Consider the following 20,628-nt stretch of genomic DNA (forward strand, 5'->3'; position numbering starts at 1 on the left):
TCTTTATTAATGCCTTATATTCACTTTCTGAAGACGCAACGCGTTTAACACCACAGACACTGAACTGAACGCCATCGCTGCACCTGCTACCCAAGGCGCTAACAAGCCAATTGCCGCAATCGGTATCCCGATCGTATTGTAAATGAATGCGAAAAATAAGTTTTCCTTAATATTCCGCATTGTTTTTCGGCTCATGATAATCGCATCCGCAACACTATTTAAATCTCCCCGCATCAACGTGATATCAGCTGCTTCAATAGCGATGTCCGTTCCGGTTCCGACTGCCATTCCAACGTTTGCCATTGCAAGTGCTGGCGCGTCATTGATACCGTCCCCGACCATCGCTACCTTCTTGCCTTGTTCCTGAAGCTTTTTAACCTCTTCACTTTTCTGTTCTGGCAACACTTCCGCAATGACGTGGGACAGACCTACTTGACGGGCAATGGTCTCTGCGGTACGTTGGTTGTCACCCGTAAGCATGATGACTTCCAAACCAAGATCCTGCATTCTGGCAATCGCTTCTTTTGATGTCTCCTTCACTGTATCGGCTACAGCGACAACACCCGCAAGTTCGTGATCCACAGCAATGAGCATCGCTGTTTTCCCCTCGCTCTCCAGTTGTTCCATCGATTCTTCCGAATCCAAAATCGCGAGATTATGCTCGTTCATCAATTTTCTTGTTCCAACTAACACTTCTCTGCCGCTTACTACGGCCCGAATTCCATAGCCCGGTAATGCTTCAAAATCAGTTACTTCTAGAAGTTCAATACTTTTTTCTTTTACGCCATTCACAATTGCCTGAGCCAAAGGATGCTCGGATTGATTTTCAGCTGTCGCAACCAGTTGGAGAACTTCCTCTTCGTTAAAGCCGTCCGTCACCAAGATATCAGTTAATGCAGGTTCACCTTTTGTAACTGTTCCCGTCTTATCCAAGACTATGGTATCAATGGACTGTGTGTTTTCCAAATGTTCTCCGCCTTTAAAGAGCAGTCCCATTTCTGCCGCTCTGCCCGAACCTGCCATAATCGACGTCGGTGTTGCCAAACCAAGTGCACATGGGCAAGCGATGACCAAAATCGAGATGGTCGGAATAAGCGCTGAACGGAAATCACCCGGTGTCACTGCAAAATACCAAATAAAGAACGTGGCAATCGCAATAATGACAACAATCGGTACAAACACACCTGAAATCTTATCCGCTAAACGTTGAATTTCCGCCTTGGATCCTTGTGCTTCCTCAACCACTTTTACGATCTGTGCTAAAGCTGTGTCTTTTCCTACTTTTGTTGCTTTTATTTGCAATGAACCATTTTTATTGATCGTTGCACCAATGACTGCATCACCGACAACTTTATCAATCGGAATACTTTCGCCTGTTATCATCGATTCATCGATTGCAGAACGTCCTTCAATGATTTCTCCATCTACCGGAATCTTTTCACCCGGTTTGACTAAGATAATATCTCCCGCCACGACTTCCTCGATTGGAACTTCTTGTTCAACGCCGTCTTTCAGAACTCGCGCAGTTTTTGCTTGCAAGCCAAGCAACTTTTGAATGGCCTGACTCGTTTTTCCTTTTGCACGAACCTCAAATAACTTACCAAGTACAATTAATGTGATAATGACAGCAGATGCTTCAAAATAGAGCTCTGGCATTCCAATGCTACCTGCCATCATCCATTCTAGCGTAAGATAGAGGCTGTAAAAGTATGCCGCGCTCGTACCAAGTGCAACCAACACGTCCATGTTGGCACTTTTATTTCTCAGTGAGTTAAAAGCACCTTTATAAAATTGTGCGCCGACGATGAATTGAACCGGTGTTGCCAGCACAAGCTGTACCCATGGGTTCATAAGAATATTGGGCAAATAGATGAAAGATAGGAATTCAAAATGTGCAACCATTGTCCACAATAACGGAATCGTCAAGATCAATGAAAAGATGAACTTGTTCTGTTGCTTTTTGATTTCCTGTTCTTTATGATCCATTTTGTCTTTACCATCTTGCTTTGGAATCAATTCATAGCCCAGTTTCTTAACAGCCGTAATCATGTCGGAAGTTTGTACCTGTTTCCCGTCATATTCAACGGAAATTGTTTCTAGCGCAAAGTTGACATTGGCGTTGGAGACACCATCCATCTTATTGATTCTTTTTTCAATCTTTGTTGCACATGCCGCACATGTCATGCCCGAAATATCAAAAGCGGCTTTTTCTTGAATGACAGTGTAGCCGAGCTTTTCAACTCTTTCCTTAAACTCATTGACATTCGTTTTATCAGGGTCATAGACGATTGTTGAACGTTCCAATGCAAAGTTGACATTTGCTTGCTCAACACCCTCTATTTTGGAAAGCCCTTTTTCAATTCGATTTGCGCATGCTGCACAAGTCATTCCATTAATTTGCAATGTTTTTTGTTGTGTTGCCATGTAGCATCCCTCCTATACATAGTGGGGGTATATTTTTTTAAAAAAGAAAGATCATACCTGAAGGTACGATCTTATCCGCCGCCTTCTACCCCCATGCGGTATAAGCGGAAGATTATTTGTTGACTAAACCCTCTATCTCATAATATCCGAAATCAGACGATGTCATACCCTTGCTCTTCAATCGTTTCTTTGATCTGATCCAATGTTGTTTTCTGGCTATCAAACTCTACGGAAACCTCACTACTTCCAAGATCCACCTTTACGGAAGATACACCAGTAAGATTACCTACGCTTGTTTCGATTGAATTGACGCAATGATTACATGACATTCCTTGTACTTTCAATGTGTCTTTCATTTTGACGACCTCCTAGTCAGTTATTGCTTTAAATTTACTATACCCCCGAACGGTATGTCAAGCGATAAATAAAAAGTTTTTTCTACAGCCCTTTATTTCGTCATCGTTTTCATGACGTCCATCAGCTCCTTAATGGCGTTTTCACCATCTTGCCCTTTAATCGCGGTCGCTACACAATGGTGCGTATGATCTTCTAGCAAGGCCAAAGACACCTTATTCATCGCTGATTGGATGGCACTGATTTGATGTAAAATATCCACACAATAGCGGTCATTATCGACCATCTGATGGACACCCCTCACCTGCCCTTCGATTCGCTTTAATCGATTGAGAAGCTGCTGTTTATTTGGTTGAACGGTTGTTTTATTGGTCTCCTGCATGTCTACTCCTCCTTGTAATTATTTTTCCAACTCTCCTGTCCATTTAGCAATACCGCCCTCGAGATTATAAACTTGCTTGAAACCGTTCTCTAACAAGAGATTCCCGCTTTCCATTCCCATACGTCCTGTATGACAAACAAAGACAATTTTCTTATCATTAGGCAGTTCAGTATATCTTGACGGTATCTCCTCAAATGGGATGTTTATTGAGCTGGGTACTCTACTTTGCGAAAATAATTCCGGTTCCCTTAAATCGACAATAACCATATCTTCTTTACTGCTGATCATTTTCGTAAGCGTATTCGTATCAACTATATGTGGTTCAGTAATATTTTCTGAAACTCCTTTCGATGTTCCATTTAAGGAGGCAACTACCGCAATAACAATAGCTACAATCAATCCAGATAATATCAAAAGCCTGTTTTTTCTATTCATATACATCGCTCCTCACATGATACAATATACCCTATACCCCTATATTATCATTCCCCTGTTATACGGTCAAGTATCAACTGGTGGTCCAGGTCATTCATGACTTTAAAGTACCAGCGGGTTCCCATGTCTTGTCGAATCAGATGGTAGTGATCGGAAGCACATGGAATAGGGCAGAAAACTATTTATGTTTACCTTTTGTTATGCAAGGAGTGCAGGCGAATTGTGATCAACGCGATGATTTTTTTAAACACGATACAAAAAAGGGTAAATTCTGTTTTTATTTATGCAATGCTAGTGATCTCTTCCCACTTTACAATTTCTATATGCCCTTATCCGAATGCCACATCGAGTATCATCATTACTGTAAATCCTAACATCAAACAAATCGAAGCTAGATCTTTATTTCCGTTTTCTTGTGAGCCTGGAATAACCTCTTCTACCACTACAAATATCATCGCCCCTGCCGCAAAGCTTAAAGCAAATGGGAGAAGTGGTGTCATGAACGTTACTGCAAGAACGCCTACCACGGCTGAAATAGGCTCTACCATTCCTGAAAACTGTCCATATAAGAAGCTTTTACGACGAGACATACCATCTCTTCGTAAAGGCATTGCAACAGCAGTACCTTCGGGTAAATTTTGAATTCCTATCCCAATTGCCAAAGCTATTGCTGCCGGCAATGAGGCAGACGGGAATCCCGCAGCTACAGCACCAAAGGCAACACCGATCGCAAGCCCTTCAGGTATGTTGTGTAATGTAATAGCAAGGACAAGAAGTGTGCTACGTCGCTTACTTGCGGGATTTATCCCTTCTGCATCTTTCATCGGGGAAGTGGGGTGTACGTGCGGAATAACCTTATCTGCCATCCAAAGAAAAAAACCACCCAATAAAAAGCCAACAGCTGCCGGAAACCATGATGGTAAAGTACTGCCTTCCGCCATTTCAATGGCAGGCGAAAGTAACGACCAAAAACTCGCGGCAATCATAACCCCCCCTGCAAATCCTAACATTCCATCCATCAGCTTTTGGTTCATCGTTTTCGTTGTGAAGACTAAAGCGGCTCCAATCGCGGTCATGCCCCATGTGAAAATGGTAGCTATTAATGCCTGGGTGACTGGGCTTAGTGTTGCTATAAAATCAATCATCTTATTTTCCCCTTCAAAATATTATTTTCTATCATTTGCTGAAACATTTTCTTTATCAATTATATTGTCATTGTATGCTTCAAGTTTCCCTAACGCAACATTTTTATTCAAATAAATAAAAAAATAGCCTCTTAAATCCTTTCTTCTATTATGGGGTACCACCAGTGAAACGCTGATTTACAACGTTAAGGAAATACCAAAGATAAAAAGCCCAATTTCTCAGCATAAAAATTGAGAAATTGGGCTTTTTATTACGCTATTGAGGGTAGCTTCATCAACTGAAAATATCCTCGCATATAGTTGAATAGGGATACCGTGTGAAACCATAGAACATACACATCACTAAAAGACAACAACAGAGTTTGGTGAAGATCCAAAATTAGACAATTAATCCACCTTGAATTGTCCCATCATTCCGTAATCTTCATGCTCGAGAATATGACAATGGTACATAAAGAGTCCTTTGTGATTAAATGTTGCAATCACTCTAACCTTCTCCCCAGGCATTACAAGAATTGTGTCTTTCCAACCGGCTTCGTTTGCTGGTGGTGGATTACCATCACGATCCAGTATAAGGAATTGGGTACCATGACTATGGAACGGATGTGCCATTCCATGATTCATCCCCATCATCCCCATCGCTTCATTTGAAATCTCCCAAATTTCAGTATCATGAAGCTTAATCTCCTCATCTATCCGATCCATGTCCATTTGTTTCCCATTGATGCTAACATTTCTACCCATGCCTTGCATGACAAATTCTCTCGTCTTGACAGCTGTTGATGGGTCCACCTCTGAAATTTCAGCTAATCGGTCCGGAATTTCGGATGGCCCACTCTTCTTGTTATCAGACACAACAAATTTCATAAATGGAGTCCCCTGATCGGTTAGTTCTACAGTTTCTCCCTCCTTAAATGTCGAAAAATCGACAATTAACTCAGCCCTTTCGCCAGAACTCAAGACGAGTTTGTTCATTTCTACAGGCTTTTCGAGTAGGCCTCCATCCGTACCAATCTGGTAAAATGCCTGCCCGTTGCTTAATCTGAATTCATAAATCCTTGCATTTGAACCATTCAGCAAACGCAATCGCACTTTGCCTTTCGGGACCTCTACATATGGATCGATTGCTCCATTTACCATAATTGTATCCCCTTGAAGCCCCATCATAACATCATGCATACTAAGGTTATAATCAATTTGACCATTTACGTCCAGCTGTTTATCCTGGACAATCAATGGAATATCATTCACTCCATAGTCTTTCGGGAGGTCCAGTTTTTCCGTAACCTCATCGTCTATGATAAATAAACCAGCCAGACCTTTATACACATGTTCACCTGTCTTATGAATGAGGTGGGGATGGTACCATAAAGTTGCCGCAGGCTGTTCAATCGTAAATTTGGGGTTCCATGTTGTGCCAGGCTGGATACCACTATGCGGTCCCCCGTCCTGTTCACCATCCACTTCCAGTCCATGCCAATGAACGGTAGTGGCTTCACCCAGCTCATTCTTAATTTTTATCGATACATCCTCACCTTTTTTGACGCGAATGACCGGACCGAGATAATCGCCGTTATAGCCAAATGTATCTGTTTTTTTTCCTTCTAAAAATTCCATTGATCCCTTTTGAGCAACAAGATTGAATTCAGCTTTATCTGGATCAGGATTTTCGTCCTTCAAAATAGGTGGAATTGGCAAAGGCTTTTCACCCTCTAAGTATGATTCATTCTTCATCTCTACTACTGAGCCGTTTACCTTACCACTCCCCTGGCCACGATTATTACTGCTCACCCCAAGCGCATTTCCTCCAACGTCCATATTTCCTGTTAATAACCAGTCGCCGGCCAAGATAATCACAAGTATTAAAACTGCAACTAAACCTATTTTTTTCAAATGCATATGGCCCCCTCTCCGGAACTGGACACCACTAATTCCGGTTTAAAATTTTCATGCGTTCTTCGTACTCCGATTCGTTGATTTCACCTTTTGCATAACGGTCATGTAGAATTTCAACAGCCTTTTTGTCAGCTGGCGTTTGTTTTTGATTCATAAAATAACGAATTCCCCAAACAACCACCCAAAGGATAGCTATCCAGATTAGAACATGAAAGATACCTGCTAACCACATCCCTCCTATCCCGAAGCCGTTGCCAAACATACACATCTTTTCTCCTCCTAACTGCGTCACTCTTCAATGATAGATATCAAGCCGGTTCCTTGTGTTTAGGGATCCGGCTGTTTTTAATTCTGTTAATTTGTTTCAAACTCATCTTTTGTTAGATCCTGATTTACACCAATTGCAGCTCTACTTCCTTCACCTGCTGCTATAACTAGTTGTGTAGGGGCAATTACTGCCGAATCTCCTCCCGCATAAACACCTGAAATGTTTGTTCTGCCAAAGTCATCAGTAATAATTGCGCCCATATCATTTGTATTGCACCCTAATGACTTGTGGAATAAAGATGCTTGACTTAATTTGGGCATTATAAATCCCGCTTGTCTTTCTAGCTCAGTGCCATCTTCTAAAATCAGGCCCCTCAAATTCCCATTATCACCCAAAAGGGATTGGATCTTTTGCGTATATACCTTAATACCATAATTCTGTAATTCCTTAATTTGTTCTGAATTCATAACTTCTTTGCCATTCGTACAGACAATCAAGTCCTTACTCCAGTTGAAATATATCTTTGACATAAACTGGGTATTCGGGGTTTCCGAAATAAAAATCAGAGGAGTATCTCTCAACTCCCAGCCATCGCAATAGGGACAACTGAAAAGGCTTTTCCCATAAAATTTTTCGATTCCGTTTACTGGTGGAAATTCTTCTTTTAAACCTGTGGCCAAAATGATTTTCTTTGCTTGAAATACTTGATCGTCTTCAGTTGTAATATAAAATGAATGTGCTTCTTTTTGGATACCAGTAATATTTTTGTTTTCAATTTTAACTGAAGGATACTGCTCAATCTCATTGTGGGCCATTTCCCTGAATTCATTTAAACTGACTCCATCTCTTGTAATAAAGCCGTGTGATACACGTGTTACAGCATTTCTTGGTTTATTATTATCAAACACAATGACTTTTCTTCTTGCTCTTCCCAAAACCAATGCAGCATTTAAACCGCCAGGTCCTCCACCAATGATTGCGCAATCGAGCATCATACAAATCAACCTCTCTAATTAATATTTATATCCCAAGGGGCTATTGGGAATAACTTGTCTTCATCATACTTTTCTCAAAACCCCTATTAGACATTGGTACCACTGTTAAAATCGAGTAATCCTTAAACATCTTCGTCACGGATTAAAAGTTCTTTAGAACGAATTCCCAAACAACTAAATGATGGCTGCCCGAATTAAAATCTAAAAGTTATCAGCAAACCACATACCTCCTTCCATGCCAAAACCGTTACTAAACATGCGCATCATCTATTCACTCTAACTAAAGCCACCTAACTACTACACAATTGTAGTAGTTGGGCGGCTTTCTGTCAAATTAATGATTCATCATCATTGGAATGAACGTCATGGAGGAGAAGAAATTCACAATAAGCATGACAATAACCATCATGCTAAACCCTGACAATACCCAATGCCATGCCGAAATTTGTTTTTTAATAACCCGACCCGAAACCAACGCCTCAATGCGGGCCGCTCCCATTTCATTTAGTCCTACAGCCATCTGTTTCGGATTTCCGGAATCATCAGCCATCATGATCTTATATAAAGCTGAGACCACTGGGCGCACTCCAACAGACGCGATCGCAAGACGATCCGCATTTAATTCCTTTTCCAAAAAATAGCGATCACGGAACTGTCTCAAAACTGGTATAAAAAACAAGGCATCTGTAATGGCATAGGAAAGTAACATCTTCAACGGATCCTTGTTCTGACAGTGCCAATATTCATGTTCCAATACAGATATCAGCTCATCATCATCAATGAGATCAATTAAACCAGTACTAATGAGGATTTTGGAATTTAAGAACCCGTAAGAACAGGCTAAAGGCCGATGATCTTTGACGACTTGCACATTCACCTTTCTTTCCGCAATAAACCGGTCTATAGCGGGATGGTCATACTGAATTACAGCCATCATCGTCTTGGAAAGCCATTTATTAGTCTTTATCGCGACCCCAAAAAGCTTGGTAAAAAACAGGAAAAACAGTACGATCATAATAAAAATCAATGGGAATAAGGTTAACGACATTCCTTGATCAAGTGGAAATGTAAAACCATGGCTTTTTAAAACACCTGAGAAAAATTTCATCAAGGCTTGGCTTGCCATAGGATATATCATCAATCCAATCACAATAGAAGAAAGGATCATAAGTTTTCCAAAGTTTGATGTCATTTCTTATGTTCACCTCGATCCAATTGCTCGATAAATTGTTTTAATTTATTCAACTGTTCTGGATCTGAACCGACCGTGTCAACAAAACGTGAAATCGCAACATCCCCAAAGCGGTTTAGTAAACCTTTGACGGCTTGATCCGATTTATGTTTTATATATTCATCTTTCTGAAACACCGCCTGATATAGGTATTTCCGTCCTGACTTTTCCTTTTTAAGTACACCTTTTTCTACTAAACGACTCATCACTGTCATGATGGTCGTATAGGCATATTCCTTTTGATCATCTTGGTTTTCATTTAACTGTTCTACAACGTCCTGAACAGAAAGGTCTGATCCCTCCCAAATTATATTCATGACTTTTCGTTCCAGCGGACCCAGTAGATCGTTTATTAATGTTTCTTGATCTTCCAACAATGAAATCCCTCCATTCAAAAATAATACTACTATAATGTAGTATACAACACTTTTCCGGATTTCAGCCATGTGTGGGTACGAAAAAGCGTAAGAAGGAAAGAATACCTAGAAGATACCGAAGACTACTTCCCTTACCTGTTTTTAAAGTTGAAACATAAAATGAGCGTACATCATTTATATTAGATGTACGCCCAAGACCGTAGTAAAACTTATTTGTATGATATTGCGGTGAATACAGCCGCGGCGAATTCTGCACGCGTTGCTTCTTTTCCTAGGTTAAACCCCGGTGTCTGAAATACTTTCGTCTCATCAAGTGATTTCAATGCAAGAATTGCTTCTGAGGCCCAGTGACTTGTTGGGACGTCATTATAATTAGATGCGATTTTTGCTTTCCCATCCATTTTCTCTTGAAGCCCGAATGCACGATCAACAATGGCCGCTAGGTGAGCACGTGTAAGTTTATCATTAACGCCAAATTCACCTGTTTCATAGCCTTTCATGATTCCTGCTTCATTTAATGCTGCAATGTCTCCAGCAAATTGATGATTGGGAGCGACGTCCTTAAATGTTGCTCCGGTCGATGCTTTCAATTTAAGCTCACGGTTTATCATCGCGGCAGCTTGTCCACGCGTAATTGATTTTTCTGGTTTGAATGTAGAGTTTTCGTAGCCTTTTATAACACCGATTTCATTAAGTGCAATGATTGCCTCAAAGGCAGGATGTTTTATTGATAGATCTTTAAATTCTTCACTCATCTGTTCAGCAGGTTTTACCTGTACAGGGTCAAAAGCTACAGTAACATTCGATACTCGTTTCGCTCCCGCATACTTTGGTGCCCAGTAAGGATCCGTCTCTAGATTCGCTTTCAAGACCCCACGGCTTTTCGCAGATATGAACTCGCCATCCCCCAAATAAATTCCAGTATGGGAAATACCTTTTTTGTAAGTGTTTGCGAAGAATACGAGATCTCCAGGTTGGAGCTTGTCCTTGCTAACTGTAGTCCCCACTTTGAACTGATCTGCTGATGTTCTTGGTAAGCTAATGTTGAAATTATCAAAGACGTATCTAATATACCCTGAACAATCAAATCCAGATGTAGTCGTCCCACCGAATTTATAAGGTGTGCCATAAAGCTTCTCCGCAAAGGTTGCAATTTCATCCGAACTTGCCGCACTCACTTTAGTTGACGATATAAATGGTATTACACTAATCAAAAACACAGCCACTAGTAGTTGAATAATTCGACTTCTCATTTTCCACCCCAACTGTTTTATTGATGTCTTTTTTCTTTGTTCGACATCTTTATTTATCACTTCCTGTATAACTTTAGCATAATCACTAAGTTTTTCGTTTTACAATTCCAATACATTCGCATGACAAAACTAAGGATTATTTGTGGAGAATTCGTGCACTGTTTTAGCAATTCACCTTGCATCTTTACCCGCAAAACAGAAAAAATCGCCTAGATTCATAATCTAAGCGATTTTTTCTATGTTCCTGTGTGCTGGAACTTGCAAATTTTTATTTCATTTAACTTACAATGAACTTGCCCACCATACCAGATTCCTTATGTCCAGGAACTGTACAAATGAATTCATAGACGCCTGATTCAGTCGGGGTGAATGTTAAGGTCTCTGTACTTTTTGGTGAGGCATGGAGATGGATCACATTATTTCCTGTTCCATGATTATGCTCGGATCCATTATCAATTGGAAGGGATGGAACCTTGATTTCAATGTCATGCACGACCTGATCTAGATTCGTGAGCGTCAAATTGACTTTTTTGTCTTTCTCAACGATTATTTCATTTGTGGAGTACTTCATATTAGCGGTTTCTAGCGCAATCAGTTGCCTTCCACTATCGAGATTTTCATTTGGTGTAGCTGTCACTGAATGATGACTATTTGACGGCTCTAATTCTATTAGATTTCCATAACTTTTGACAAATGAGTTACCACCAATTATATAAGCAACAATGACACCCGAAAGTAAAACAGGTTTTAATAGCCACTTTTTACTATGTATCCTCGAATTTCGTGGTGTTTTCAAAATAGCCATGATAAAAATTGTACAAAGAGATAGAAATAAAAATAGCTGTATCAAACTAATCGACTGATCTACACGGATCATTTCGCCAACCATTGCCCCCATCATACCGCCCATTAACCCAGCCATTACTCCTTCTAATACCGGGAGAATTCCAAAACATAATCCACATAATAAACCCGCAAGTATGCCAATAGCCATCGAAAGCATCGTTGAAAGAAATAGGTTACCTTGAAAAGTTACACCTAATAGAATGCCAGCAGTCAATCCGACATTCATCCCGAAGAACATTGAAATCATCATTCCTTGCATCGTTCGAAAAGTTTTTTTCCAGTTCACCGCTAATATAACGACTATAACTGTTAACAAGCCAAGTGAACCTAGTACAAACAATGGATAGTTCCCCATTCAACCCCCACCTTTTCAACTGAAATCATGATTATGTTTCCATATTGCATATAAAGGTTATATACCATATAAGGGTATGTATCGTGAAAACTCTTCATGAATCGTACTTAAAAATAATCTTGTGTTTCTTCGGCATCGGTAAAACAGAACTTTTGCATAATTAATGCATATTTAAAGGGTACACTCAAGATATACCTATAATTGGATAATTGAGAAAGGGGTTAATTATATGTCAAATCATTCACATCATCACCATGAACCGGAAAAACCGATTACAACAGAAGAGCATGAGCATCATCATCATCAGGAAACACATGATTCCCATGAAGGGCATCATGATCACCATGCACATATGGTCGAGGATTTCAAAAAGCGATTTTACATTTCACTAATTGTAACAATTCCTATTTTAATCCTTTCGCCAATGATTCAAATGTTCCTCGGTGTTGACTGGCGCTTTACTGGGGATATGTATATTCTATTCGCGCTATCCACCTTCGTATTCTTTTACGGGGGGTGGCCTTTCCTTACGGGTGCAAAGGATGAGTTGAAAAATAGAAATCCCGGTATGATGACATTGATTTCATTGGCTATTATCGTTGCTTATGTGTATAGCACTGCTTCCGTATTCGGCCTCGCAGAAAATGATTTCTTCTGGGAACTGGCTACACTTGTAGACATCATGTTACTTGGTCACTGGATTGAAATGCGTTCTGTGATGGGTGCTTCAAAAGCTTTGGAAGAGCTAGCCAAGATGATGCCTTCTGAAGCGCATCTCATCGATAATGATGGAACTATTAAAGAAGTTGACGTAACGGAGTTGAAACATGGTGATCGTGTACTTGTTAAACCTGGCGAAAAGGTACCTGTAGATGGAAAAATACTTGAAGGAAAATCAACAATTGACGAGTCGATGCTGACAGGCGAATCGGTTCCTATTGAAAAAGAAGCAGGCTTGGAAGCAATTGGTGGATCGATTAACGGTGAAGGTTCCCTAGTCATTTCTGTCATGAAAACCGGTAGTGAAACGTACCTTTCGCAAGTGATTACCTTAGTTAAGGAAGCACAAGAATCTAAATCACGAGCCCAGGATCTTGCCAACCGGGCTGCAAAGTGGTTGTTTTATGGTGCGCTGGCAGCAGGCCTGATAACTTTCATTATTTGGGTTTCCCTTGGCTATCCCGTTTCATTCGCCATGGAAAGAATGGTGACGGTTCTGATTATAGCGTGTCCACATGCTTTAGGTTTAGCAGCTCCATTGGTTGTAGCCGTTTCAACATCCATTGCGGCGAAAAATGGTCTTCTCATACGAAATCGGGCCGCTTTTGAAGGTGCCCGAAATATAGAAGCTGTCGTTTTCGATAAGACCGGTACACTTACAAAAGGTGAGTTCGGTGTAACAAACATCAACACATCTGGAGACTTTAGTAAAGAAGATGTTATTTCCTATGCAGCCGCAGTCGAAGCACAATCCCAACACCCTCTTGCGAAAGGTGTCACCAGAGAAGCGGAAGAGATGGGTATCTCACTTCAACGAGTGGAAAATTTCCAATCATTGACCGGAAAAGGGCTTGAAGGTACTGTAGATGGAAAGCAGGTCATGGTTGTCAGTCCTGGTTATGTGAAAGAGTTGAACCTCAAATTTGATAACGTTCAATTCGATAAGTGGTCTTCGGAAGGAAAAACAGTCGTATTCACGTTGATTGACAGAAAACTTGCCGGGATGATCGCCCTTGCGGATATCGTCCGTGAAACAGCGGTAGATGCCGTCAACAAGTTAAAAGAAATGAATGTCAAATCAATTATGCTTACGGGCGATAATGTAAAAGTGGCACATTACGTAGGTGGGCAACTCGGAATGGAAGAAATTTTCGCTGAAGTCCTTCCACATGAGAAATCCGAAAAAATCGAACATATTCAAAAAGTTGAGCGTCTTCGAACTGCTATGACTGGAGATGGGGTAAACGATGCCCCCGCCCTTGCAAAAGCAGATCTAGGTATTGCTGTAGGTGCTGGAACTGATGTGGCCATCGAAACGGCCGATGTCGTTCTTGTCAAAAGCAACCCCCTTGATGTTGTAAATATTATAAAGCTATCGAGGGCTACCTATCGCAAAATGACCCAAAACCTTTGGTGGGCTGCTGGATATAACATTCTTGCAATCCCATTGGCTGCTGGCGCTCTATATAAATTCGGGATAGTGCTTAGCCCGGCAGTCGGTGCAATCTTAATGTCATTAAGCACAGTTATCGTTGCAATTAATGCTCGTTTTTTGAAACTCTGATAACCATATAAAAACTAATTTCGTCATATACAAATACCCACCAAAAAATAAATAGTATTATTTGACGCTTCCTTTGCCGCAGATCCTAAAAATTTAGTTTAGATTAGTTTCGAAAGGATACTCTAAGAAAGATTTTTAATTCGGAGGAGGTAGATAATATGTTTGATTATACTGTTGAAACATCCAAAAATATCGATGAAGCTGTTCAAGCTGTAGAAGAATGTTTGAAAGAGGAAAACTTCGGTGTTTTGTGGAACTTTGATTTGAAATCGAAGTTAAAGGAAAAAGGGGTGGATTTTGATACACCCTACAGGGTACTTGAGGTATGTAATCCCCAAGAAGCGCATCGGGTACTGTCCGAGAATTTACTTGTCGGATACTTTCTGCCATGTAAGATTGTCATCTATGAAGACAAAGGAACAACGAAAATTGGTTTACCAAAACCAACATCACTAATTCAGATGATCCAGAATGATAAAATCCAGGCAATTGCTGAAGATATTGAACATCGGCTGATTTCTTCTATTGACAAGGCAATTTAAAAACAGAGCTAAACATCCGCCTGATAAAGACCCTTTTTAAAGGCAGTGTATAGCTGAAGGTGATGCCAAGAAATAAGAAGTGAAAACGTTAGCTATTAGCAAATGTCAAAAGAGGTGCCCATCCGTTTTTTTGTAGGATGGGCATTCACTGCGTGTAGTGATTATGCCTTCCGCAGGTCTCTTCATGCGACCCTAAAGAAAGAAAAAAGAAGTATGTTAGACAAAGCATCCTGACTTTTAAACAGGTATATTCACCCTCCTCCATGCCATCTACTGGACTTGCTGAAGCTCCTATTCTACTTAGTAAAATGGATAAGATTTATAGTACGGTTCTTCTACAACCGCCGTCTGATTATACTTTAAGAAATTTACGCACAGACATAAAACTCCCCCAAATGCCGATAAAGATCCCCATAAATAGTATCAGTCCATTCAATTGATATATAAATGGTGTCGTATTCAGCAATTGAAATAGTTCACCTTGTAGTTTTGGTTCCAATTGTTCGTATAGGTTGTAATAAGAAATGGAAATGATGAACATTGGAAAGAGCGCACCTAAAATACCAAGCCAGATTCCTTCCAGCAAGAATGGGATCCTGACAAAATTATTCGTCGCCCCTACCAATTTCATAATTTCAATTTCTCTTCCTCTTGCAACAATCGTAATGCGAATCGTATTTGAAATGAGAAACATCGCGGTGAACAAAAGCGCCAAAATAAGCACAAGTCCGATGTTTCGGCTAGTGTTCAAAACTTTGAACAGTTTTTCCACTTTCCCTTCACCGTATACGACATCAAATGTATAATCATATGTATCTATTTTCTTGGCGACGGTCACTGTCTGTTGCGGATCCTTCGCCTTCACATACAATACGTCGCCAAGAGGGTTGGCTTGCTCATACAAACGAAGCTCTTCCCCGAATGATTTGATCATCTTATCTAGTTCCTCATCCCTCGATGAATAGACGACATCTAAGACGCCTTGCGTTGAACGGACTGTTTGCTGCAACTCCTCGACGTTCTCCTTGCTTGCAGCAGGATCCGCGATTACTTTAATTTCGACATCATTTTCGATACTGTCCGCTAACTGATTTAGATTCATCATGATGACGACGAATACACCGACAAGCAAAAGTGTTACGGTAACTGCACTCACTGATGCGAAAGTCATCCAACTGTTTCGGCGAAGGCTTTTGAAACTTTCACGGAAATGTCGACCAAGCGTTCTAGCTTTCATAGCCGTACTCCCCTCCGTATTCATCACGAGTGATTAGTCCGCCTTCAATCGCTATTACACGACGCCTTATCGCATTAACGATTTCCTTGTTATGGGTGGCCATGACGATCGTCGTACCACGAGTGTTAATCTGTTCGAAGATCCTCATAATCTCCCATGAAGTTTCAGGATCAAGGTTACCTGTCGGTTCATCTGCAATGACGACTTTTGGAACATTCACTATCGATCTCGCGATGGAAACACGTTGTTGCTCACCACCCGACAGCTCGTCCGGGAACATCCTCGCTTTTTGCGTTAGCCCGACAAGCGCTAGGACATCATTCACCTTATTTTTAATTTTTTTCGGTGGCTCTTCAATAACTTCCAGAGCAAATGCTACATTTTCGTATACATTCAGTCTCGGTAACAATTTAAAGTCTTGAAAAACAACGCCTACTTGCCTGCGTAAATAAGGAATACGCTTTTTTTGTAAGCGAGCAAGATTCATGCCATTGATTGTAATTTCACCGCTAGTTGGAACCTCTTCACGATACATCATTTTGATAAATGTGGACTTTCCTGCGCCACTTGGTCCAACCACATAGACGAATTCTCCGCTGTCAATCTTAATATCAAGGCCATTCGCAGCTACGACACCATTCGGGTATTTCTTGTATACGTTTTTCATTTCAATCATGTTAAAACCGCCTGTAACTTCATATCTTTCATATATTTTCCCCTTCCAGATTGGTCGTTATAATGCTCTCTATGTTGCGGAAATCAATTTACAAAGGACAACGTCATCTACACTCCTGTGCTAGCATTTTAAACTGATTACATTTTCCGATGCCCTTTTTATACATCCTTATAATTCACGTCCAATTTTCGGACAAAACGCCTAATGATAAAAATAATTACTGCTACGATTATCGTTGTGATAGAAACAAGCTGCGCCGCTCGTAGTTCACCGATGACATATAAACTATCCGTCCTCATCCCTTCGATGAAGAACCGTCCGACAGAATACCATACGAGGTAAAACAAGAACATTTCGCCACGCTTCAAGTTGACTCTCCGCAACAAGATAATGATGATCAATCCAACGATGTTCCACGATGATTCGTAAAGGAATGTCGGATGATACGTCACCCCTTCGATTGTCATTTGATTCATGATCCAATCGGGGATAATTGTTGTCTCCAAGAACTTCTCCGAAACAGGTCCTCCATGCGCCTCTTGGTTCATGAAGTTTCCCCAACGCCCGATGATCTGACCGATCAGTAGACCGGCCGCAGCAATGTCAACCGTTTTCCAGAATGAAATGCCTCGGCGTTTCGTATACACATATGTCGTAATAAATCCGCCGATTAGTGCACCGTGGATAGCGATACCACCTTCCCAAATTCGAATGATTTCTCCTGGATTTTCTTGATAATAATCCCAACTGAAAATGACATAATAGATACGAGCGCTTATAATTGAAATCGGAACCGCCCAAATCAGTAGATCAGTCAGAAAATCAGGATGCATCCCCCGCTTCACCATCTCCTTCTGGACGACAATGAATGCGAGGACAATGCCTAGTGCGATTAGAATCCCATACCAACGGACCTCAATAGGACCAAGTGAAAATGCAACAGGATTTATTGTAAGTAGATTAACCATATATCAACCTCTCTCCTCCCGGTTTGTTTTTTGGACTTACGCGTAAGAATGCAAGCCCGCAATAATCAGGTTAACTGCAATCAAGTTAAACATGATGATGATGAAACCAATGACTGCAAGCCATGCCGATTTTTCGCCTTCCCATCCTCGAGAAAGCCGTAAGTGAAGATACGCTGCATAGAATAACCATGTAATAAGCGCCCATACTTCTTTCGGGTCCCACCCCCAAAATCTTGACCATGCTTCATGTGCCCAAATCATGGCGAAAATGAGTGCTCCGAGGGTAAATACCGGAAATCCGATTAGGACGGACCTATAACCAATTTCGTCCATCACTTGGGAATTAGCCTTCTTCGCTAACGGCTGAAATAATGCGGCGATGGGACGGCGTAAAATAAGTCTAAGCAACACATAAAGTACGATTCCTGTTGCAACAGACCATACAAACGTCGTTAGCGTCTTTGCATTGACGATTGCAGGCATTTCAGCAAGAGGTGTCATCCTATCGGGCGTAAGCGCTTCATACTCATTCATCCCGAATAATGGCGGATAATGATAAACAATTTGTGCAAGTTGTTCATTTTTATTAATATAGGTGAATTTTGCTTCATAACCCATAATCGCAAAAGTCGAGGAAGACAAAACGAAACCGATCACTAGAACAAGTGTGAACATAACCGATTCCAACCAAAACCGCTGCTTCGACTTTTTCTTCAAGTCGATATTTTTCAACAGAAAAACAAGACCTGCAACCGCACTGATTGCGAGAATAGCCTCACCGATCGCCGCTGTAATGACGTGAATCGTCAACCAGTAGCTTTTCAGCGCCGGGATTAGCGGCGTGAGTTCTCTCGGGAACATACTCGCATACCCAATAATCACTACCGCAAGTGGTAGCGCAAACAAGCCAAGTGAAGGTGTTCGGTACAGGAAAAACAACAGGATGAATGCCCCAACAATCATCATCGCAAATGCAGTCATAAATTCGAACATATTACTGACTGGCACATGGGCAGAAGCGATCCATCGTGTGACAAAGTACCCCAGATGGGTAATGAATCCGATGATCGTAATAACGATCGCAATCTTTCCCCATCGATTATTTTCATAGGCCTCTTGTGATTTTGCACCCTTTACCGCTCCGCCAAAGAACAGCGTCGCGACAAGATATGCGACAAATGAGACGAACAATAAATTCGCACTCAAAGACGCTAATTGCATTAGTATTTGTCTCCTTTCATCTCTTCCGTGCTAGATTCAGCGTCTTGCCTGTCTTCATATTGTGGCAAGTTCGCATAGACTTTCACTTTATCAAGCTCCTTTTTTAGACCGAACCAGTTTTTATTCGTATGACCTGCAAGGACAAGTTCATTCCCTTCTCCTCTTTGAATCCATATTCTTCGATGGTTCCAATAGGAGCCTTGTGCAACCCCGATCATGAAGATAATGCCCCCGACTAGCAATATATACAGCGTTTTGTCCTTCCGCACTACAAGACCGGTAATATCCCGTGTTTCAGCACTGATGAAATTCACTTTGTAGTCATTCACTTCCGTTTCCAGCGTCTGGCGAATCGCGACAAAACTCATTTCCCCGTCCGGTTTGGCTGGAGTCGCCATTTGGAAAATGAATGCTGGATTGTTCGGTATCGGCGATTTTGATATCGGTTCCCCGTTTTCAATCCCATCAAAATCTGGGTAAAAATCTTTCAGTTCCACAATTGCACCTTCACTTAGTTCGTACACACGCTCTGGGTTGTGAAGATCAACTGTAAATTCACCAAATGACTTGTTCGTCGCCTTTTCTGTTAAATGGAACGTCATCGATTTTAATTCATCGAGACGGTAGTCCATTTGGAAAACATTGAATCCTTCAAAGTTAAGTGGCTTATTGACGATAATTGAATAATCTTTCACAAATTCCATCTGCTCTGACTGACCTGGAAGACCGCCTTCCGCGTCTTTATATAAGGTCACATCTGATTGATAATTTTTAACGATTGTTCCGACACGGTCTATTGCCTGTCCAAATGCCGCATCGTCTTCTTTCGAGTAAGTTTCAATATGGAATTCATTGTTTTTCAAATAATAGCCTGGGGCACCTGGGATGGCGCGCGTCTCTCCTTCTCGGAGCCAAATTGATTCATCAACATAAAAACCGGGAAGTCCCCGTAATAGAACTCCAAACAAGAAAATGATCAATCCCGTATGATTGACGTATGGACCCCATCTAGAAAAACGACCTTTCTCCGCAAGTAGCGCTCCCTCTTCCGTCTTAACATTGTAACGGAGCTCTTTAAGCTTCTCTTCCGCTTTAGCAAGTGAACTATTTGAGTCAGCTACTGGACCTTCGGCATAGATTCTTTGCTTTTTTAAAAATGAAGTATGCCGTTTCGTACGTTGTTTTTTCAACGATTTATAGAGAGGAACAACCCGATCAATACTGGCAATAATGATGGATGTACCAAGCATCCCAATCAACGTTATGAACCACCAGCTATTGTACATGTCATAAAATCCAAGCTTGTAATAGAGGGTTCCTGCAAAACCATAATGTTTTTCGTAATATGCTAAGATATCTGCTTCAGTAACTGCCGGAACAAATAGCTTTTGCGGGAAAATTGTTCCAATTGCTGATGTCGCAAGGACGGCGATAATAATATTGATGCCTACCTTCACACTCGAAAAGAAATTCCATATCTTATCAACAATTGACCGTTTATAGGTTTGTGATCTTCTTGCTGATCCTTCATAACGCATGTCGATCAGTTTGCTTTTCTTCGCCTCTTCCGTTTGAGGTCGTCCACATTGCTCGCAAAGAACCGTGCCAAATGGGTTTTCATGACCACATTGGCATTTGATTTTACTCATTTATCTATACTCCTTACTAGATTTTAGATAGTTGTCCGATATACAATTTGGTTTGAAGATCGAACATTCAAATCGGCCTGACTTCACTGC

19 protein-coding genes are annotated in these 20,628 nt (G+C 41.0%); 2 read left to right on the forward strand and 17 right to left on the reverse strand.

Annotation, left to right across the window (positions count from 1 at the left end; translation table 11 throughout):
* Positions 1–6: 6 nt before the first annotated feature.
* The 12 genes from ACFPRA_RS22390 to ACFPRA_RS22445 form a co-directional block, all read right to left on the reverse strand.
* A complete protein-coding gene (locus tag ACFPRA_RS22390) occupies positions 7–2,424 on the reverse strand; it encodes a heavy metal translocating P-type ATPase (protein ID WP_381439671.1) in 2,418 nt (805 codons plus the stop codon).
* A gap of 152 nt (positions 2,425–2,576) precedes the next feature.
* Positions 2,577–2,780, reverse strand: a complete 204-nt coding sequence (copZ, locus tag ACFPRA_RS22395) for a copper chaperone CopZ (RefSeq protein ID WP_381439673.1) — start codon at positions 2,778–2,780, stop codon at positions 2,577–2,579.
* Positions 2,781–2,872: 92 nt separating this feature from the next.
* Positions 2,873–3,160, reverse strand: coding sequence for a metal-sensitive transcriptional regulator (locus tag ACFPRA_RS22400; protein ID WP_381439676.1), 288 nt, complete (start codon positions 3,158–3,160; stop codon positions 2,873–2,875).
* A gap of 18 nt (positions 3,161–3,178) precedes the next feature.
* Positions 3,179–3,595 carry a rhodanese-like domain-containing protein gene (locus ACFPRA_RS22405; RefSeq protein ID WP_381439678.1) on the reverse strand — a complete coding sequence of 139 codons (417 nt, stop codon included), beginning with the start codon at positions 3,593–3,595 and terminating at the stop codon, positions 3,179–3,181.
* Between the two features lie 329 nt (positions 3,596–3,924).
* Positions 3,925–4,740, reverse strand: coding sequence for a ZIP family metal transporter (locus ACFPRA_RS22410; protein WP_381439681.1), 816 nt, complete (start codon positions 4,738–4,740; stop codon positions 3,925–3,927).
* A 387-nt stretch (positions 4,741–5,127) separates the two neighbouring features.
* Positions 5,128–6,639, reverse strand: a complete 1,512-nt coding sequence (locus ACFPRA_RS22415; RefSeq protein ID WP_381439684.1) for a multicopper oxidase family protein — start codon at positions 6,637–6,639, stop codon at positions 5,128–5,130.
* 28 nt (positions 6,640–6,667) lie between these two features.
* A complete protein-coding gene (locus tag ACFPRA_RS22420; RefSeq protein WP_381439686.1) occupies positions 6,668–6,904 on the reverse strand; it encodes an SHOCT domain-containing protein in 237 nt (78 codons plus the stop codon).
* A gap of 86 nt (positions 6,905–6,990) precedes the next feature.
* Positions 6,991–7,899: an NAD(P)/FAD-dependent oxidoreductase gene (locus ACFPRA_RS22425; protein WP_381439688.1), complete on the reverse strand. Its 909-nt coding sequence runs from the start codon at positions 7,897–7,899 to the stop codon at positions 6,991–6,993.
* A gap of 334 nt (positions 7,900–8,233) precedes the next feature.
* Complete coding sequence (locus ACFPRA_RS22430) at positions 8,234–9,091, reverse strand: M56 family metallopeptidase (RefSeq protein WP_381439690.1); 858 nt, start codon at positions 9,089–9,091, stop codon at positions 8,234–8,236.
* Positions 9,088–9,507 carry a BlaI/MecI/CopY family transcriptional regulator gene (locus ACFPRA_RS22435; RefSeq protein WP_381439692.1) on the reverse strand — a complete coding sequence of 140 codons (420 nt, stop codon included), beginning with the start codon at positions 9,505–9,507 and terminating at the stop codon, positions 9,088–9,090. Before ACFPRA_RS22435 ends, ACFPRA_RS22430 begins: the two co-directional genes overlap by 4 nt.
* Positions 9,508–9,716: 209 nt before the next feature.
* On the reverse strand, positions 9,717–10,760 hold the full coding sequence (locus ACFPRA_RS22440; protein WP_381439694.1) for a C40 family peptidase: 1,044 nt from the start codon (positions 10,758–10,760) through the stop codon (positions 9,717–9,719).
* 277 nt (positions 10,761–11,037) lie between these two features.
* Positions 11,038–11,961: a plastocyanin/azurin family copper-binding protein gene (locus ACFPRA_RS22445; protein ID WP_381439697.1), complete on the reverse strand. Its 924-nt coding sequence runs from the start codon at positions 11,959–11,961 to the stop codon at positions 11,038–11,040.
* Positions 11,962–12,190: 229 nt separating this feature from the next.
* Here ACFPRA_RS22445 and ACFPRA_RS22450 point away from each other — a divergent pair, with 229 nt between their 5' ends.
* Together ACFPRA_RS22450 and ACFPRA_RS22455 are read left to right on the forward strand one after the other, a co-directional pair.
* Positions 12,191–14,245 carry a copper-translocating P-type ATPase gene (locus ACFPRA_RS22450; RefSeq protein WP_381439699.1) on the forward strand — a complete coding sequence of 685 codons (2,055 nt, stop codon included), beginning with the start codon at positions 12,191–12,193 and terminating at the stop codon, positions 14,243–14,245.
* A 158-nt stretch (positions 14,246–14,403) separates the two neighbouring features.
* Entirely contained in the window at positions 14,404–14,787 is a 384-nt protein-coding gene (locus ACFPRA_RS22455; protein ID WP_381439701.1) for a DUF302 domain-containing protein, read from the forward strand.
* Between the two features lie 352 nt (positions 14,788–15,139).
* Here the strand turns inward: ACFPRA_RS22455 and ftsX are convergent, their stop codons facing one another.
* The 5 genes from ftsX to resB all read right to left on the reverse strand — a co-directional run bounded on the left by ftsX (position 15,140) and on the right by resB (position 20,538).
* Positions 15,140–16,024, reverse strand: a complete 885-nt coding sequence (gene ftsX, locus ACFPRA_RS22460; protein WP_381439704.1) for a permease-like cell division protein FtsX — start codon at positions 16,022–16,024, stop codon at positions 15,140–15,142.
* A complete protein-coding gene (ftsE, locus tag ACFPRA_RS22465; protein ID WP_381439706.1) occupies positions 16,014–16,700 on the reverse strand; it encodes a cell division ATP-binding protein FtsE in 687 nt (228 codons plus the stop codon). Before ftsE ends, ftsX begins: the two co-directional genes overlap by 11 nt.
* Before the next feature lie 158 nt (positions 16,701–16,858).
* On the reverse strand, positions 16,859–17,668 hold the full coding sequence (lgt, locus tag ACFPRA_RS22470; protein ID WP_381439709.1) for a prolipoprotein diacylglyceryl transferase: 810 nt from the start codon (positions 17,666–17,668) through the stop codon (positions 16,859–16,861).
* Between the two features lie 36 nt (positions 17,669–17,704).
* A complete protein-coding gene (gene ccsB, locus ACFPRA_RS22475) occupies positions 17,705–18,889 on the reverse strand; it encodes a c-type cytochrome biogenesis protein CcsB (protein WP_381439711.1) in 1,185 nt (394 codons plus the stop codon).
* Positions 18,889–20,538: a cytochrome c biogenesis protein ResB gene (resB, locus tag ACFPRA_RS22480; protein WP_381439715.1), complete on the reverse strand. Its 1,650-nt coding sequence runs from the start codon at positions 20,536–20,538 to the stop codon at positions 18,889–18,891. The genes ccsB and resB overlap by 1 nt, the downstream gene beginning before the upstream one ends.
* Positions 20,539–20,628: the final 90 nt, after the last annotated feature.

It is taken from the genome of Sporosarcina soli (genome assembly GCF_042655805.1).
In the GTDB taxonomy this organism is placed as follows: Bacteria; Bacillota; Bacilli; order Bacillales_A; family Planococcaceae; genus Sporosarcina; species Sporosarcina soli.

Coding starts and splice junctions, on each gene's coding strand:
- ACFPRA_RS22390 (WP_381439671.1), bottom strand. CDS start 2,424: ATGGCAACACAACAAAAAACATTGCAAATTAATGGAATGACTTGTGCA.
- copZ (WP_381439673.1), bottom strand. CDS start 2,780: ATGAAAGACACATTGAAAGTACAAGGAATGTCATGTAATCATTGCGTC.
- ACFPRA_RS22400 (WP_381439676.1), bottom strand. CDS start 3,160: ATGCAGGAGACCAATAAAACAACCGTTCAACCAAATAAACAGCAGCTT.
- ACFPRA_RS22405 (WP_381439678.1), bottom strand. CDS start 3,595: ATGAATAGAAAAAACAGGCTTTTGATATTATCTGGATTGATTGTAGCT.
- ACFPRA_RS22410 (WP_381439681.1), bottom strand. CDS start 4,740: ATGATTGATTTTATAGCAACACTAAGCCCAGTCACCCAGGCATTAATA.
- ACFPRA_RS22415 (WP_381439684.1), bottom strand. CDS start 6,639: ATGCATTTGAAAAAAATAGGTTTAGTTGCAGTTTTAATACTTGTGATT.
- ACFPRA_RS22420 (WP_381439686.1), bottom strand. CDS start 6,904: ATGTGTATGTTTGGCAACGGCTTCGGGATAGGAGGGATGTGGTTAGCA.
- ACFPRA_RS22425 (WP_381439688.1), bottom strand. CDS start 7,899: ATGATGCTCGATTGCGCAATCATTGGTGGAGGACCTGGCGGTTTAAAT.
- ACFPRA_RS22430 (WP_381439690.1), bottom strand. CDS start 9,091: ATGACATCAAACTTTGGAAAACTTATGATCCTTTCTTCTATTGTGATT.
- ACFPRA_RS22440 (WP_381439694.1), bottom strand. CDS start 10,760: ATGAGAAGTCGAATTATTCAACTACTAGTGGCTGTGTTTTTGATTAGT.
- ACFPRA_RS22445 (WP_381439697.1), bottom strand. CDS start 11,961: ATGGGGAACTATCCATTGTTTGTACTAGGTTCACTTGGCTTGTTAACA.
- ACFPRA_RS22450 (WP_381439699.1), top strand. CDS start 12,191: ATGTCAAATCATTCACATCATCACCATGAACCGGAAAAACCGATTACA.
- ACFPRA_RS22455 (WP_381439701.1), top strand. CDS start 14,404: ATGTTTGATTATACTGTTGAAACATCCAAAAATATCGATGAAGCTGTT.
- ftsX (WP_381439704.1), bottom strand. CDS start 16,024: ATGAAAGCTAGAACGCTTGGTCGACATTTCCGTGAAAGTTTCAAAAGC.
- ftsE (WP_381439706.1), bottom strand. CDS start 16,700: ATGATTGAAATGAAAAACGTATACAAGAAATACCCGAATGGTGTCGTA.
- lgt (WP_381439709.1), bottom strand. CDS start 17,668: ATGGTTAATCTACTTACAATAAATCCTGTTGCATTTTCACTTGGTCCT.
- ccsB (WP_381439711.1), bottom strand. CDS start 18,889: ATGCAATTAGCGTCTTTGAGTGCGAATTTATTGTTCGTCTCATTTGTC.
- resB (WP_381439715.1), bottom strand. CDS start 20,538: ATGAGTAAAATCAAATGCCAATGTGGTCATGAAAACCCATTTGGCACG.